This window comes from Microcoleus sp. FACHB-68 (assembly GCF_014695715.1).
In the GTDB taxonomy this organism is placed as follows: domain Bacteria; phylum Cyanobacteriota; class Cyanobacteriia; order Cyanobacteriales; family Oscillatoriaceae; genus FACHB-68.
Window position 1 is genome coordinate 612090 of record NZ_JACJOT010000013.1, and the last position, 15401, is coordinate 627490.

12 protein-coding genes are annotated in these 15401 nt (G+C 47.7%); 5 read left to right on the plus strand and 7 right to left on the minus strand.

Going from position 1 to position 15401, the window contains the following annotated elements; genetic code table 11:
* Window positions 1-75 precede the first annotated feature (75 nt).
* The 5 genes from folE to H6F73_RS20265 all read right to left on the minus strand — a co-directional run bounded on the left by folE (window position 76) and on the right by H6F73_RS20265 (window position 5085).
* Complete coding sequence (folE, locus tag H6F73_RS20245) at window positions 76-798, minus strand: GTP cyclohydrolase I FolE (protein ID WP_190760555.1); 723 nt, start codon at window positions 796-798, stop codon at window positions 76-78.
* A 108-nt stretch (window positions 799-906) separates the two neighbouring features.
* On the minus strand, window positions 907-1632 hold the full coding sequence (locus H6F73_RS20250) for an SDR family oxidoreductase (protein WP_190760556.1): 726 nt from the start codon (window positions 1630-1632) through the stop codon (window positions 907-909).
* Window positions 1633-1903: 271 nt separating this feature from the next.
* Entirely contained in the window at window positions 1904-2884 is a 981-nt protein-coding gene (gene accA / locus H6F73_RS20255; protein WP_190760557.1) for an acetyl-CoA carboxylase carboxyl transferase subunit alpha, read from the minus strand.
* A gap of 153 nt (window positions 2885-3037) precedes the next feature.
* Window positions 3038-4063 (minus strand): long-chain acyl-[acyl-carrier-protein] reductase, encoded by a 1026-nt coding sequence (locus tag H6F73_RS20260; protein WP_190760558.1) that lies wholly within the window; start codon window positions 4061-4063, stop codon window positions 3038-3040.
* 326 nt (window positions 4064-4389) lie between these two features.
* A complete protein-coding gene (locus tag H6F73_RS20265; RefSeq protein WP_190760559.1) occupies window positions 4390-5085 on the minus strand; it encodes an aldehyde oxygenase (deformylating) in 696 nt (231 codons plus the stop codon).
* 436 nt (window positions 5086-5521) lie between these two features.
* On the opposite strand from H6F73_RS20265, the gene H6F73_RS20270 reads away from it, so the two are divergent.
* Both H6F73_RS20270 and H6F73_RS20275 read left to right on the plus strand, forming a co-directional pair.
* Window positions 5522-6283, plus strand: coding sequence for a carbohydrate ABC transporter permease (locus H6F73_RS20270; RefSeq protein ID WP_242072580.1), 762 nt, complete (start codon window positions 5522-5524; stop codon window positions 6281-6283).
* 8 nt (window positions 6284-6291) lie between these two features.
* On the plus strand, window positions 6292-6555 hold the full coding sequence (locus H6F73_RS20275; RefSeq protein ID WP_190760561.1) for a transporter suffix domain-containing protein: 264 nt from the start codon (window positions 6292-6294) through the stop codon (window positions 6553-6555).
* A gap of 106 nt (window positions 6556-6661) precedes the next feature.
* Here the strand turns inward: H6F73_RS20275 and H6F73_RS20280 are convergent, their stop codons facing one another.
* Complete coding sequence (locus H6F73_RS20280; RefSeq protein WP_190760562.1) at window positions 6662-10054, minus strand: PAS domain S-box protein; 3393 nt, start codon at window positions 10052-10054, stop codon at window positions 6662-6664.
* Between the two features lie 480 nt (window positions 10055-10534).
* Window positions 10535-11074: a pentapeptide repeat-containing protein gene (locus H6F73_RS20285; protein ID WP_190760563.1), complete on the minus strand. Its 540-nt coding sequence runs from the start codon at window positions 11072-11074 to the stop codon at window positions 10535-10537.
* A gap of 962 nt (window positions 11075-12036) precedes the next feature.
* On the opposite strand from H6F73_RS20285, the gene H6F73_RS20290 reads away from it, so the two are divergent.
* The 3 genes from H6F73_RS20290 to H6F73_RS20300 all read left to right on the plus strand — a co-directional run bounded on the left by H6F73_RS20290 (window position 12037) and on the right by H6F73_RS20300 (window position 15360).
* The gene (locus H6F73_RS20290; RefSeq protein WP_190760564.1) at window positions 12037-14190 is read left to right on the plus strand and encodes a GAF domain-containing protein; all 2154 of its coding nucleotides are present in this window, start codon (window positions 12037-12039) and stop codon (window positions 14188-14190) included.
* 74 nt (window positions 14191-14264) lie between these two features.
* Entirely contained in the window at window positions 14265-14660 is a 396-nt protein-coding gene (locus tag H6F73_RS20295; protein ID WP_190760565.1) for a response regulator, read from the plus strand.
* Window positions 14661-14946: 286 nt separating this feature from the next.
* Window positions 14947-15360 (plus strand): response regulator, encoded by a 414-nt coding sequence (locus tag H6F73_RS20300; RefSeq protein WP_190760566.1) that lies wholly within the window; start codon window positions 14947-14949, stop codon window positions 15358-15360.
* Window positions 15361-15401: the final 41 nt, after the last annotated feature.

The following is a 15401-nucleotide window of genomic DNA, read 5'->3' on the forward strand; positions in this document are numbered from 1 at the left end:
TAGGGGCATGGGGCATAGGGCATGGGGGATGAGCAAGTATTCTTGCCCTCTCCCCTAGCCCCATGCCCCTAGTCCCTAAAAGAACGCTGGCTGGTGGCGAATTAAATTGAGAAACTCTTCACGGGTTTTTTGTTCATCCTGAAATACCCCCAGCATCGCACTGGTGACTGTCCAAGAACCGGGTTTTTGGACACCGCGCATCACCATGCACATATGGGAGGCTTCCATCACAACCGCAACGCCCTTCGGTTCTAAAATTGTTTGAACTGCTTCTGCAATTTGGCGGGTTAAGCGTTCCTGCACCTGTAGCCGGCGGGAATACATTTCCACAATGCGGGCAAGTTTGCTCAGTCCAACAACTTTTTGGTTCGGGATATAAGCAACGTGCGCCTTGCCCATAAATGGCAACATATGGTGTTCGCAGAGGCTGAAGGCGGCGATATCTCGGACTAAGACCATCTCATTATGACCTTCATCAAAGATGGCACCGTTGACAATTTCTTCTAAAGATTGGGTGTAGCCGCCGGTGAGAAACCGCATTGCCTCTGCCACCCGTTTCGGCGTTTTGAGCAATCCCTCACGTTCTGGATCTTCTCCAACGCCAAGCAGAATGGTTTTCACCGCTTCCATCATTTTCTCGTTGTCTTCTTCAGCGGGAGGGTGGAGATCGGGTTTGCCCCCGTCTAATTTAGTATTGCGATCGGGTCGTGTTTGGACGAAGCCGACAGCATCCGCAGAGTCAGGTGTTATGGAATTGTTAATAATTGAGTTCGATCCGCTGGAAGATGCAATAGTCATTAGCAGTCTGGATTAGGGTGTGTAGTGGTTAGCAGAGTTAGCCATCAAGGGTAAGTGCTGAGGCAAGCTGAGTGCGAACTTGCGAATGTTTAATTTATAACTCAACACTCACAGGGCACCGGCACTAGGCATCAGCATGATTTCTTCAATCACAGCCCCTTGAGGCAGCAGTGCGGTATGTAAAATTGAGCTGGCGACAATTTCTGGAGTTAACATCTGAGAACGTTCAAAATCAGCTTGAACCGTTTCTGTATCCCAAATCGGGGTGTTAACGCTACCCGGACAGATGGTTGTGACGCGAATGCCGCTGCTGCGTTCTTCTTCTGCAAGGGTTTTAGAAAGGGCTACTAAGCCAGCTTTGCTGACGGTGTAGGCGCACCAGCCCGGAAAGGCACGGTAGGCAGCTACAGAGGCAACGTTAATAATTATGCCTGCCCCTTGTTGGCGCATCATCGGTAAAATCCCTTGGATGCTTTGAAAAACGCTGGTGAGATTTAGATCCATCACCTGCTGCCAGTCGGCTAGGGGTGTGTCCATCAAGGTGTTGGTGTAACCCATGCCGGCATTATTCACCAAGATATCAATGGGGCCAAAATCAGCGGCTATCGCACTCATCCCTTCTCGCACTAACTCAACCTTAGCCAAGTCCAAGGGATAAACACCGGCTTTGACGCCAGCCTGACGGGCTGCATCAGCAACCGTCTCTAGTTTTTCCTGTGAGCGACTAACAAGGGCGACATCAATGCCGGCTTGTGCGAACGCCAAGGCTGTTGCTTTACCAATCCCACTGCTTGCTCCTGTAATCAGGGCGCGTCGTTTTGTTGGAAAATTCATCAAATGTTTTGATTATCTCCGATCGGCTTGAGCTTTGCATTCCTCACACGGCATCAAGCCCGCCGCGTCAGAAAACTGCACGCGAGCCGGTATGAGAAAACTGTTACAAATTGTAACTTATGTAATTATACCACTGAGGCTTTGGAATTCTTTTAGATGCCGATGGGTAAGGGCGGGGACTCTAAATTCGCCCTCACCCGCCCCTACCTCTGCCGGCGAATCGAATTTATCGTCTCTTAAAGACGGTATGGCTCGAATACAGCAAAATAAATTAAGCGAGAGCTTCTTCAAACATCCCGATATTGCGGAATTTTTGATAGCGCAGTTCCCGACGTTGCTGACTTGTGAGCTGGGAGAGTTCATCCAAATGCTGCAACAGTGCCTTTTTCAGGATTTCCGCTGCCTTAAGTGGGTCGGAGTGGGCACCCCCAACCGGCTCAGTCAGCAAATGATCTAGAATGCCGAGGTTTTTTAAATCCCAAGCGGTGATTTTAAGCGCATCTGCGGCGAGTGCTGCTTTACCGGCATCTTTCCAAAGAATCGCGGCACAGGCTTCAGGCGTTGCCACAGTATAAACCGCGTGTTCAAACATCAGCAGCCGGTCGCCTACGCCAATGCCCAAAGCTCCACCTGAGCCACCTTCACCAATAATCGTACAGATAATCGGCACATCCAGACTAAACATTTCCCGGAGGTTATAAGCAATGGCTTCTCCTTGGCCCAAATGTTCAGCTTCGATGCCGGCCCATGCTCCCGGCGTGTCAATAAACGTGAGAATTGGCATTCCAAAGCGGTTGGCGTGTTCCATTAACCGCATCGCCTTGCGGTAGCCGCCGGGAGATGCCATGCCAAAGTTCCTGGCCACGTTATCTTTCGTATCGCGGCCTTTTTGATGGCCCAGCATCACGACTGGACGACCGGCAAGACGCCCAACGCCACCAACGAGTGCTGGATCGTCTGAACCCCGGCGATCGCCGTGCAGTTCCATCCACTCATCACTCATCGCTTGAATATAATCCAGCGTGCTGGGGCGTCTGGGATGACGTGCCAGCTGAATTCGCTGCATCGGCGACAAGCTGCTAAAAATTTCTTGACGCAGTTGTAAAGCACGCGCTTCTAACTGCCGGATTTGCTCGGAGACATCAACCCCGTTTTCTTCAGCGAGTTGCCGAATTTGGTCAATGCGGCCCTCTAGTTCTGCTAAGGGCTTTTCAAAGTCTAAAAGAAAGGTTCTGCGCTCAGCGGTTGCCATAGTTAACAGTCAATAGTCAGCGATCAGCGGTCAGCGGTCAGTGGAAGCGTGGTTATACTTTCAGTGCCGGCAGTTGGCTTTTTTGATTTAAAGCCAACTGCCGGCAACTGACAGCGAACAACCGACAACTGACGACTGACTGCTGACAAACAGCTAGTAACTCAGTAAGGGCCGAAATCCGTGTTTAACGGACATCTGACCAATCAGCTCCATTTTTTCCACAGTAATCTGATTGCGGCCCCAAGAAAAGTTGGTGTACAGCTTTTCAAATTCCAGCAGCATTGACTCGGCAAAGCAAGCAAATAGCTGTCGCGCCGGCGCATCCATGTTGACGATGTTCATGATTTTCCACTCAATATCGAGGGAATGCTCAACAATGCCGCCATTGAGCACATAAACATTGGGATGCTGAATTGTGCTGGCCATGTTTTTGGGATAGCCGCCGTCAATCATCAGGCACGGCTGCTTTAATTGCTCTGGATCGATTTCCACGCCCTTAGGCATACTTGCCACCCAAACCACGATATCAGCTTGGGGAAGGGCTTCCTCTAGCTGCATGATTTTGCCCCGTCCTAGCTCGTCTTGCAAGGCTTGCAATCGTTCTTGATCGCGTGCGATTAGCAACAGTTCAGCCACATCGGTGCGGGAGTCAAGCCACCGGCACACGGCACTACCAATGTCGCCGGTTGCGCCACAAATCGCGACGGTTGCCTTTGACAGTTCAATTCCCAGTTTCTGGGAAGCTTGTTCTACCTGCCGGCAAATAATATAAGCCGTGTGCGTGTTGCCGGTGGTAAAGCGATCAAACTCTAGTTTGATATTGCGGATTTGCTGGAACTGCTGTTCCAATTTGAAGTTTTCAAAAATGATCGAGGAAAAGCCCCCTAAAGCGGTGATTTTTAGGCCATTCTTTTGGGCGTGAGCCATTGCGTTAAGGATTTTACGCGTGGCTGCTTTAATCCGGCGGCTAGCTAGCATTTCTGGTAGAAAACACGATTCTACATACCGGCCTTCGATTTTTTGGCCGGTGATGCTAGTGACAGTAATCTCGTCAACGATTTGGGGTGGGGCAGAACACCAAAAGTCCAACCCTTGATCTGCGTATTCTGGATATCCCAATTCTCTGGCGACAGACTGGGCGTGTTGCAAACTGGTAAGGTGACCGATTAAACCAAACATGAACTGCTATGGGTGAGCCGGTGAATCTGGGGGCAATGAGCAAAGGCAAACAAATTGTGTTAATCCGCGTACGCGTAATGAGGGAGTGAGGGAGTGAGGGGGTGAGGGGGAAGAATACATGATTCTTCACTTCACTTGCCTTTACCCTGATACCTAACACCGAATCCTTACACGGGCATGGACTGCAAAAATTGTTAAAGATACTTAATCATTAACATACTACAGCACATATCTGCTTAAAATAGCAGAGGCACGGCCTAGCGTGCCTCTACTTGGATTTTTAGACTGATTTTGCTAAAACAGACAGCTTTATAGGCCGTAAAGAACTAGACAGCAGCCAGACCGTAAGCAGACAAGCGCATCAGTTCGCGGGGGGTGAAGCCAATATTGCTGAGGGCTTCGCCGTAAGCAATCATGAAATCTTCAACGAGTGCTTCTTTTTCCATCCCCAAGATACTGGCGTCTCCTTCAACTTCGTTCAGCATCCGCCAGACAAGCGGGAGATTCTGGCGATTGGCTTCTTCTAGTTCCGCTTTGGATTCTTCAAAGTGTGCTTTCAGCCAAACTTCTCCAAAGTTAAGGTGGCTGTATTCATCTTTGACGACGCCTTCGGTGATTTTGCGAGCGAACTCATCAGCGACGGGAATATAGATGTTGTAAGCGGCGATCGCAAAACACTCAATAATCAGTGATTGAATCAGCAAGCAGGTTACAACTCGATTTTCTGCTGCTGCGACTTGAAAATTTTTGTGCAAGCCGGCAAAAAACTTGCGAGCAAATTCCATATCAGGAGTCACTTCAAGGTTCCGCCCGCAAGCTTGGAATCCTTTCTTGTGACGGTTCTCCATTTTAGATAAGCCGATCAGCTCATCCTTCTGATCGGGCAGCATTTCAGCCAGTTTGATGTAGTTCTCATTGGCTTCTTGTTCGCCTTCGATAACAATGGCGTTAATGCGACTGTAAGCGTCTTTGTATTTTTCGCTTTGAAAGTCGATGGTTGGGCTGGCCTCAAGCTGCGGCATAGGTTTCTTTTCTCCTCATCACGAGTAAGCCGGTACGAGATTGACCCGTAGACTGTAGGGCAACAGTTAAAGGTTGTGGAATGTAACTTAGCTTATAGTTTACTTTACATACTTTCAACAAAGGGTTTACCTCTGTTCTTGGCTCCGGGAAAGCTTTAACGTCTCAACGGGTCTCCCTCAGACCGGCTTTTATCTTAATAGATGTATTATAAACTACAAATAACGCAATAAATCTGATCAGGCTTCCCTTAAATCAAGAGTAGTGATTTTAATTGCTAATCCCTATAATAGGGAAATCTCATAAGCTCCCATGCCTCAATACAGTTTGGATAAACTTAAACCGGCAAGCCAGCACAGCCAAAAGTTCGCCGCGTCTGTCTCGCAGCCGGCAAACACTTCTACAATCGGGACATGGCTGAGCCTGATTGCGCTAGTCATGGGTGCGGCAGTCGTACTGTTGCCGCTGGGTGTAGTATTTCTCTCTTCATTCACCCCCGCCGGCACATCAGGCATTTGGCCAAATCATCTAACTTTGGCAAATTATCAGGAGGCGTGGCGGCGCGGGAATTTCCTGCTAGCGTTTGCTAATTCTACCTTCGTTGCCCTGGCAGTCACCGGCTTTCAAGTTGTCACCTCGGCCTTAGCGGGTTACGCCTTAGCTCGGTTAAAATTTCAAGGCCGGCAAGTTATCCTGCTGATCGTATTGGCAACGCTGGTGATTCCCTTTCAACTGCTGGTGATTCCCATCTTCCTAGTGCTGAAATGGGGAAACCTGATTAATACCTACGCAGCGCTGATTTTACCTACGGCGGCCAATGGATTTGGCATTTTTCTGCTGCGACAATATTTTCTCACTGTGCCGGTGGAGTTGGAAGAGGCAGCGGCACTTGATGGGGCAAACCGGCTGCAAATTTTGTGGCGAGTCATGCTACCGTTAGCCCGACCGGCTTTAGTAACGCTGTTTTTGTTCACCTTTATCGGTGAATGGAATGATTTATTTAAACCCTTAATTTTCACCACTCGACCGGCATTGAGAACGGTACAACTCGCTTTAGCAGATTTTCAAGAGCAATTTACTAATAACTGGTCGTTACTGATGGCAGCGGTAGTAATTGCAACTGTGCCGGTTGTGTTACTATTTCTTGCCGGCCAGCGGCAGTTTATTCGCGGCATCGCCACGACAGGAATTAAGAATTAAACGGCCAGATGTCGAGAAATTTACAAAAACTTGGCCTATTTTTAATTCTTTTCTCTTTTCTCCCCTGGATTGCCATTGTTGCCATTGTGCCGTGGTTGCCGTTAACTGTTGCCTTTAAAGCTGTTCTGGTTCCAGTCATGCTAGTTCTAGCAGAAGTCGCTTTTTGGCTAGGTTTGATACTTGTAGGAAAAGAAGCCGCAACTCGCTACCGACGCTATTTCAATCTTCGCACGTTGTGGAAGCGTTTGAAAAAGTGGATCAGGCGGCATTGAATGAGGGCGCGAGGGATAAATGTAATTTTTAGGAAAATTGAGCATGAGCAAACAAAAAAGTTTGTTTATTTTTTCATCTGAGAAAATAACGAAATCCAGTATATTTTTAACTTTGTGTATTTAAAGGATCTGGTTGTGGCCGGCTGGGAAGCTCCATAATAAATTCTGTTCCCTGTGCCGGTTCAGATAAACAGGATAATTTACCCCCATGCTTTTCTACCACAATTTGATAGCTGATAGATAAGCCAAGCCCTGTACCTTTGCCCACCGGCTTTGTGGTGAAAAAGGGATCAAACAGCTTATTGCGGACTTCTTCCGGGATGCCAGGGCCATTATCAGAGATTGCTACGACAATAGCACCGGCAGCGGAAACAAACGTGCGAATCCCAATTGTAGGGATTTTACATTCAGAGGTTGCGGTTTGAGCATCGTCTATATCGGCACTGGCAAATGACTCTTCCAAAGCATCAATAGCATTTGCCAAGAGATTCATAAAAACTTGGTTAATTTGGCCGGCATAACACTCCACAGAGGGTAAATTCCCATACTCTTTAATCACTTGAATCCCTGGAAAAGACCCCTTCGGTTTGAGCCGGTTATGCAAAATCAGCAGTGTATTGTCAATTCCCTCATGAATATTAACCGGCTTGACTTCCGCTTCATCTAATCGGGAGAAATTTTTCAGCGTTCGCACAATTTCACAGATGCGTTCTGCCCCCATTTTCATGGAATCCAGCAGCTTAGGCAAATCTTGCATCAAGAAATCTAACTCAATTTCCTCAACTTCCTGCTGAATTCGTGCAGTCTGTTCTGGATATTCTTGTTGATAAAGTTCTACCAAACCCAACAAATCTTGGATGTAAATCGTCGCATGACTTAAATTGCCGGTGACAAAGCCAATGGGATTGTTAATTTCATGAGCAACCCCAGCCACCAACTGCCCTAAAGAAGACATTTTCTCAGTTTGAATCAGCTGCAACTGAGTTTGTTGCAACTCGCGCAAAGCCATTTCTAATTCCTTCGATCTCTGACGTTCTAATCCAGCCGCTGCAGCGCGTTCCTCCTCGACTCCAATCGCAGCAGCAACAATCCCCATCAGCTTTTGATCAGCCTCCGTGAATGTCACCGGCTCAGTATATACCACGCACAGCGAACCGAGATAAGTCTCACCGCGCCGCACTGCTTGACCGATGTAAGTTTGCAGCCCGTAAGATGCTACACAAGGATCAGTCTCGGCATAAATAGTGTTCTGCAAGCCAGAAATAATGACAGCCTCAGCATTCCCTTGCTGAATCACGTCATAACAGATATGGCCATCAGCGCGATCCACCGGGCAATAGTTAGCTGGGGTGTGCCACTGTCCAACTGAGTGCAGCAAGGGCTTTTCTTGTGTTTGCCCGATCTTCTCTAGCCGGTTATAAAGCGCACAATCGCCTCCTAAGAGTTCTCCTGCCAGTGCAGTCAGCCGGTGGATATTTTCAACGGCATTGGTGCCAAATCCCAAGAAGCACTCATTAATTTTACTCAGCCGCAACTCGACTTGTTTGCGAGATGTGATATCGCGGGAGTTGATGACAATCCCTCTAACAGCCGGATCTTCGAGTAAATTAACGCTCACCGCTTCCAGAAAACACCAAGAACCATCGGCACGCCGGAGGCGATACTCTTGGGGAATTGAGACTGCCGGCTTGCTTGTCAGACGTTCGTGGTTAGCGAGTGCTTGGGGCAAGTCTTCAGGGTGGACAAATTCAAAGGCATACTGCCCCACCATTTCTTCCGGTGGATAGCGCAACACGGTTGAGACTGAGGGACTTGCGTAGAGGATTGTGCCTTCGGCATCCGTAATCGTGATGATATCAGAGCTATGGCGAATCAGCGACCGCCATTTTGCTTCATGTTGAAATAGGGCAACCGCTGCTTGTTTGGCATTGGTAATGTCTTCTACTACGCCTAGAATAAATTGGACTTGGCCTTGAGCATTCCGGAGCGGGGAGACACTCAGCCGAACCCAGCGGATGCTACCATTTTTGCAAATAAAGCGTTTCTCACTTTGGTAAGCGTTTTGTTCGCCCTTCGCCGGCCAATCGCCCTCTAAATCTGCATCATCTGGGTGAGTCAAGGCATTAAACGTCATGCCGCGCAACTCGCTTTCGGTATAACCTAGCATTGTCTGAAATGCCGGATTCGTGGCAATGAGTTTTTGTCCTTTTACAGAAGCGAGTCCCATGCCGATCACTGCGCCCTCAAAAATGGTGCGGAAGCGCTTTTCGCTGTCTCGCAGTGCGGCTTCTGCTGCGATGCGATCTGTAATGTCGCGGCTGACAACAACGAGTCCTTTGCGGCTGCCATCCGGGTTGAACAGGGGCACTTTGCGAGTGTCATAGACTTTGCTTGAGGCATCTGGCTGTGGCAGGGTTTTGGTGTGATGGTTGCCGGCAGTCGAGGCGGTGCCATCGATTTGCCGAATCTCGGCTAACAGATGTTTGTGGGGTTCGCTGATATAGGGGGCAAGGGCATCGTCTGTTTTGCCGTGATAGTCTACCGATTCTAAGCCAAAGAGTTGGAGGGCGGATTGATTGGCTACAACCCAGCGCCCCTGACTGTCTTTAAGGGTGACTGCATCCGGGACGGCGTCAATTAAGGTGTTGAGCCAGTATTCTTGATTTCGCAAGGCGGCTTCGGCTTGTTTGCGCTGGGTGATATCCATGACGGTGCCTTCGTAGTACAAAAGCTCGCCCTGTTGGTTTCGGACTTCCCAGGCGTTTTCTGAAATCCAAATTTCGCTGCCGTCAGCGCGATAAATTGCGGCTTCAAAATTACTGACGGAACCTTGTTCTCGGATGTGGTGGGTAAATTCGGTGCGCCGGCTGCTATCGACATAAATTTTGTGTGCGACGCAACATCCCATCAGTTCTTCGGGTGAGTCGTAGCCATAAATTCTGGCTAAGGCGGGGTTGGCGCTGAGGTATCGTCCGTCTGTTGCGGTTTGGAAGATGCCTTCGGTGGAGTTTTCAAAGATGCTGCGATATTTGGCTTCGGTTTGCCGCAAGGCTTCTTCTGCTTGTTTGCGGTGGGTGATCTCTGTCTGCACTCCGATAAAGTGAGTCACTCGCCCTTCGGCGTCGCGTACCGGCGAAATGCTCAGTTCATTCCAAAATGCGGTGCCATCTTTGCGGTAGTTTTTCAAGATTATTTGGATGTCGCGCTCTTCGCGCAGGGCACAACGAATTTCTTGAAGCGCGACTGGATCGGGGTCTGGCCCTTGCAAAAACCGGCAGTTACGCCCGATAATTTCTTCTCGCAAGTAGCCGGTAATGCGCTCAAAGGCGCGATTGCAGTAAACGAGGGGCTGGTCGGGTTGGGTTGCGTCCGCAATGACGATGCCGGTGCTGGTTGCGTCCAAAGCCCGCTCATAGAGTCGGAACACGTCTTCCATCAGGCTGGGTGCGCTACGGTCGGAAGGATTGCAGTGCAAGGTCTGAGTGGGAAGAAGTGTCATGAGGCTATCCGATTAAAAAAGTATAAAAATTCTGGGCAAATTTTCCGAGCGTGTGAATATGTTAGAAACTTCCACTCATTTTGAGTGCTTTTGTTGGATAATAACTGGCGGCTATTGTGCAGGCCCATGAATACTAAAAGTGCCGGCACTCGGTAGATGCAACTCAACCTTTTCCCTTTGCAGCTTTAGCGGCTGCTTACCCTTTTGTGCCAAGGCCAGGGAAGGCGATTCAAATGTCTAGTGGTGTTAGTTGAAAATGTAGAGCGTTAGCCTGTAGCAGTTTTGGCTTATCGCTGGTAGATTCAGCCTAGGCGTTCTTTGTATTCTAGAAAACAATATAGAAAGATATCTCAGCTTAAGCTGTTTTGTTATGAAAGAAACTCTACCTTTAGGATGATTTTAAGTGTTAACCTGAAGGTAGGCCGACAGATGAGAAAGTCGTGTGTTGCACAGTGGGGTTCAGCAGTGGATAAGTGGCTTTTAACCGAGTTGAGGCGTGATGCCCTCCGGGTTGGCATCGCCCAATTTGGTTTGCTGGAGATTCGCACCGAGAAGATTAGTGGTTTTAAGGGCCGCCCCGCGCAAGTCTGCACCACTAAGGTTAACTTTGGCCATATCAACGCCGAGCAAGTTGGCCGTCCGCAAATCAGCCCCTTGCATATCAGATCCACGGAGATACGCGATCCGCAGATTCGCGGCAACCAAGTTAGCGCCGGCTAAATTTGCCTCCCGCAGGTCAACTGAAAGCAAGTTGGCACCGGCTAGGTTAGCGCCGGCTAAATTGGCCTTACGCAGATCAGCCGCAACCAAGTTCGCCCCCGCTAAATTCGCACCGGCAAGATTGGCGCAGAACAGGTTAGCCTCACGTAAGTCAGCACAGTTTAGATTCGCCCCTTCTAGGTTCATCTGGTGTAACAATGCCTTACGCAAGTCAGGGCAGTTTGGGGGGGACTCTAACCGCCATGCATTCCAGCCGGCAGTTCCTTCTTTAAGCACCGCAAGATGTCGTTCGTTAGCCATTTAATTTCTTTTTTGGGCACAATAACTTTGACTGTTGGAACAACTCAGTGGCATTGCCGCCAGTGTTTCCCTTCATTCTTGAGCTAAAAAGTCTGAAACTATTCTTTACTTATAGGAGTGCTAGACCGAATGGCGTTCATCCAAATCTCGCACCTCTTCTTTCGCTCTTTGAATTTTTCCCTTTCTTTATCCATCAATGGTGTCATTCCTACTAACTTGTAAAACCTCCGCAGAACCCATACCACCAAGGACACGGCAGATGCACAAAACAAATTTTTCGGTTTTTCAGGACTGGAGAATTATCTACAATTATTACCCTTTTCTTTAAAGCAACAGCAAGTTAACACCCCAAATCCACCAACTCAGGTAGGAGAAATCTGAAGTTTCTCACGGGAAGTTCCCAATCTCCTCTCCATTAAAGCTAGATTGTAGATACTGAAATCAGAAAAGGCTTGTCAGGGAGCGATGCAAAGGTCTTGTTCAGGGAGCCGGTTCAAGCCAGGTTTGGCCTAATGGAGCAATCGGCTTGCAGAGATGTGCCTCGTCGTAGCGACTCAAACTTTAACCAACTTCGTTAAAATTTTAAGTCTCCACAGGCGAGCAAATATAAAACCCTCTAACAAAAGAATACCTCAGTTGGTGAATTTTCCAAAAAACACCTGTAACCCGGCCATCAGCAGGCAGATAGACCTCACTGCGAGACCTTTTGTGCCGGCATCCTATGCCTCGTCTATTAGGAATTTTTCTAGGAAAAGCCCTATGATCTACGCACCCGCTTCAGAAATAATGTCAAATTTAACCGGCTTGATTAAAGTTATTTATCTTCTAAAATTTTTACAGGGCTTCAATCAGTGGGGCACGGTTTTTAGAATCAGATTTTTGCAAATATAAAAGAAATCTTATTAAATCCCCAGAAAAGTAAACGGTAAAATTGATTTACAGGATAGCAGAAAGTCATACAAATGAGTTCCTCAACTAGAAACAAGGATGTAGGTGAAGCCCTAACTCAGGGAAGTTTGTTAAATCGGATGACAAATCGCATCCGCCAATCTCTGGAGTTAGCGGAAATTCTGTCGGCAACAGTGGCAGAAATGCGCTTGTTTCTCGACACTGATCGGGTGAAAGTCTATCGATTTCATGAAGATGGCACGGGCGAAGTGATAGCCGAGTCCATCTATCAGAATCGTCTGCCATCACTGTTAGGTTTGCACTTTCCTGCCAGCGACATTCCCGTCCACGCCCGCGAGCTATTTGTCAAGGCACGAGTGCGTTCAATTGTGGATGTTTCAGCTCAGCGCATCACCCTTAGCTGTATCAACTCTGTGGATACTACCGGCGGCTTAAGCATCGAAGAAGTGCGCTCACGAACGATTGAAGAGGTACTACAACGACCTGTCGATCCTTGTCATGTGGAATACCTGACAAGAATGGGGGTAAACTCGTCTCTTGTGGTGCCGATTTTACACGAGGGAGAACTGTGGGGGTTGCTGGTTTCCCATCACGCAGATCCCAAAACTTTTTCATCGGAAGATCTGCAAATTGTGCAGATGATCGCGGATCAAGTGTCAGTTGCGATCGCCCAATCTAATCTGCTAGAGCAAGCTCGTACCAAGGCACGCCGAGAAACTTTAATTAATCAAATTTCCAAGTTATTACACGCACCTCTCAATATTCAAGAAATCCTGCAAAATGTTCTAGGAAGAGTCGTAAAATCTGTTGCTTGTGCCGGCGGCAGACTTTACCTGAATCCAATGGACACCGCCTCACTGCCAGAACTTTACACCACCGGCGAACAACCAGATTTGCCTTCTGAAGCCGGCAGAGCGATCTGGCTGGAATATCACGCTTTCTGGCAGCATTTGATGGCACAAGAAAGTTTAGCAGGAGTGGGTTATCATCCCACGGCTGATGAGGCTGATCAATGGCTATTTGATACCAACGCTTTCTCCGGACAAGCGCGAGCGATCGCCTCGGTTCGCATTGTTAGGGATCTTTACCAAGAACCCTTACTGCAGTCGGTTGCGCCCGGTTTCCGCACCGGCTCAATTCGCAGTTTACTGGTGATGCCCCTACGCTACGGGCAACAGTCCCTCGGTTGCCTCACCCTCTTCCGCGATGAAATTGATACTGATATCCTGTGGGCGGGTCGTTTTAACCCAGATGAACGAACGGCAAGGGTACGTGATTCGTTTGAGGTTTGGCGAGAGTTAAAACTCGGTCAAGCCCCAGAGTGGACGCGTGACGAACTAGAATTGGTACAGTCTTTGGGCACTCACTTGGCGATGGCGGTGATGCAAAACCGGCTTTATTTGTGGGAACGGGAACACCGGCTGTTAGTGGAAATGCGAAACCAAGAACTTAATGCCGCCCGCGCCGCCGCCGAGGAAGCCAGCCGGTTAAAATCAGATTTTCTCTCCTCCACAAGCCATGAATTACGCACACCACTTGCCTCGACACTCAATTACCTGAAACTTTTAAAAGAAGGTTTTTATGACAGCGAAGAAGAGTTAAAAGAATATATCCACGTCGCCCACCAGTCTGCAGAAAATCTGGTTGCAATTATTAACGATGTGTTGGATATTGCCAAGATAGAAGCCGGTCGGATGAATCTTAACTTTGAACGAGTCAGTCTGCCGCCCTTACTTGAAGAACTCACGCGAATGTTCAGTATTGACAGCCGGTGTAAAAATATTCCTCTGATCGTTGAGTGTGAGGTAGAAAGCCTATGGGCTGACAAAGTTAAACTCCGGCAAGTCCTGACAAATCTTCTTTCTAATGCCTTTAAATTCACCAGCACCGGCGAGGTTCGCATTCGGGCTATCAAACGACTCGGTGCCGGTTTCTCCCCCACTGCTGGGGCACCAGAGCCATTCTCCCGGCAATTTGCGGAAATTTCCGTCGCTGACACCGGCATCGGCATCGACAGCACCCAAGCGAATTTGCTATTTGAACCGTTTGTGCAGGGAGATGGCTCAATTAAGCGGCGCTATGGGGGCACCGGCTTAGGTTTAACCGTCTGCAAACGTTTGGTGGAATTGATGGGCGGTCAAATTTGGCTAGAAAGCTCTGGTTTAGGGTACGGCACAAGCGTTGCTTTCACTTTACCCTGGATGTAGGATGCCACAAACACCCCCTGTAATTGGGGAAAAACCGATTGATTCCAGTCCAGCAACAATTGCAGAGGTTCCGAGTGAACATTTTACTCGTAGATGATGATTACCTCTTGGCCAAAGGAACGGCCAAATTAATTCAACGTATGGGAGGGCATACCGTTTCTATCACAGACAATCCCGTTGAAATTTTCAAGCAATGTGAATCGGGAAAGGTAGACATCTTGCTTATGGATGTTAACCTGCCGGGGGCATCTTGGGAAGGGCAAGAAGTTAGTGGGGCAGACTTGTCTCGCATCCTCAAAACTCAACCCTCAACCTCCCATATTCCGATTATTATTGTTACCGCCTATGCTATGTTGACAGAGCGACAAACCCTGTTGGCAATTTCCCACGCGAATGATTTTTGTAGTAAACCCATCACAGATTATGAGGCACTTTTAGAATTAATCGATCAGCTCACTAAAAAGACTTAAAGGCTGGAAATCGCTGCGTCTGTTGCTGGGCTTGGCAGAAAGTCACCTGACTTTAGGCGAAGTATAGAAAGCAACAGCACGCTAGGTAAAGGTCAACTCCCGCAACCAAGAAATATAAAACAAAAACTTCGCTTTTATTTGCCGGTTGTAGCGAGTGCCAGCCGATGATTTTAAGATTATTTTAAATTTTTGCCGATTTTTGCTTGAGCAGTATATGTAATAATTTAAGAAATTATGCGGTAGAATTAGACATTTCTATCATAAATCAAAGAAAGTAATGAGGAAAATGTATAAAGTTGCCGTGCTTGATGATGATGAATATTGGTGCTTGGCAATCCAGCGATATTTCAGGAAAGAATTTGAAGTTTCTATATTTCTTGAAGTAGAATTTTTTTTAAGTCAAGCGAGTCAGTTTGACTTGGCGATTGTAGACTTCTCAATTCCGAGAGCTAAATTTGAACCAAAAATTAGCGGCAGCGAGATTATTACTCATCTCAAAACAACTTTAAAGAATCCGCCAATTTTAGTTTTAGCGAGTGGATTTATTAGCCAAAGCGACAGAGAAGCCGGTCAGCAACTGTGTTTGGAAGCTGACGATTTTTTAGCAAAAGATGCTGGATTAGATCAAATTTTGATCCAAATTCAAGAATTGATAGAAGTTAAAACTAATCAAAACAACGATTCAAACAATAAAATTTAAACAATTATTTTAACGAACTTAAAAATTTTCAAAGTAACCGA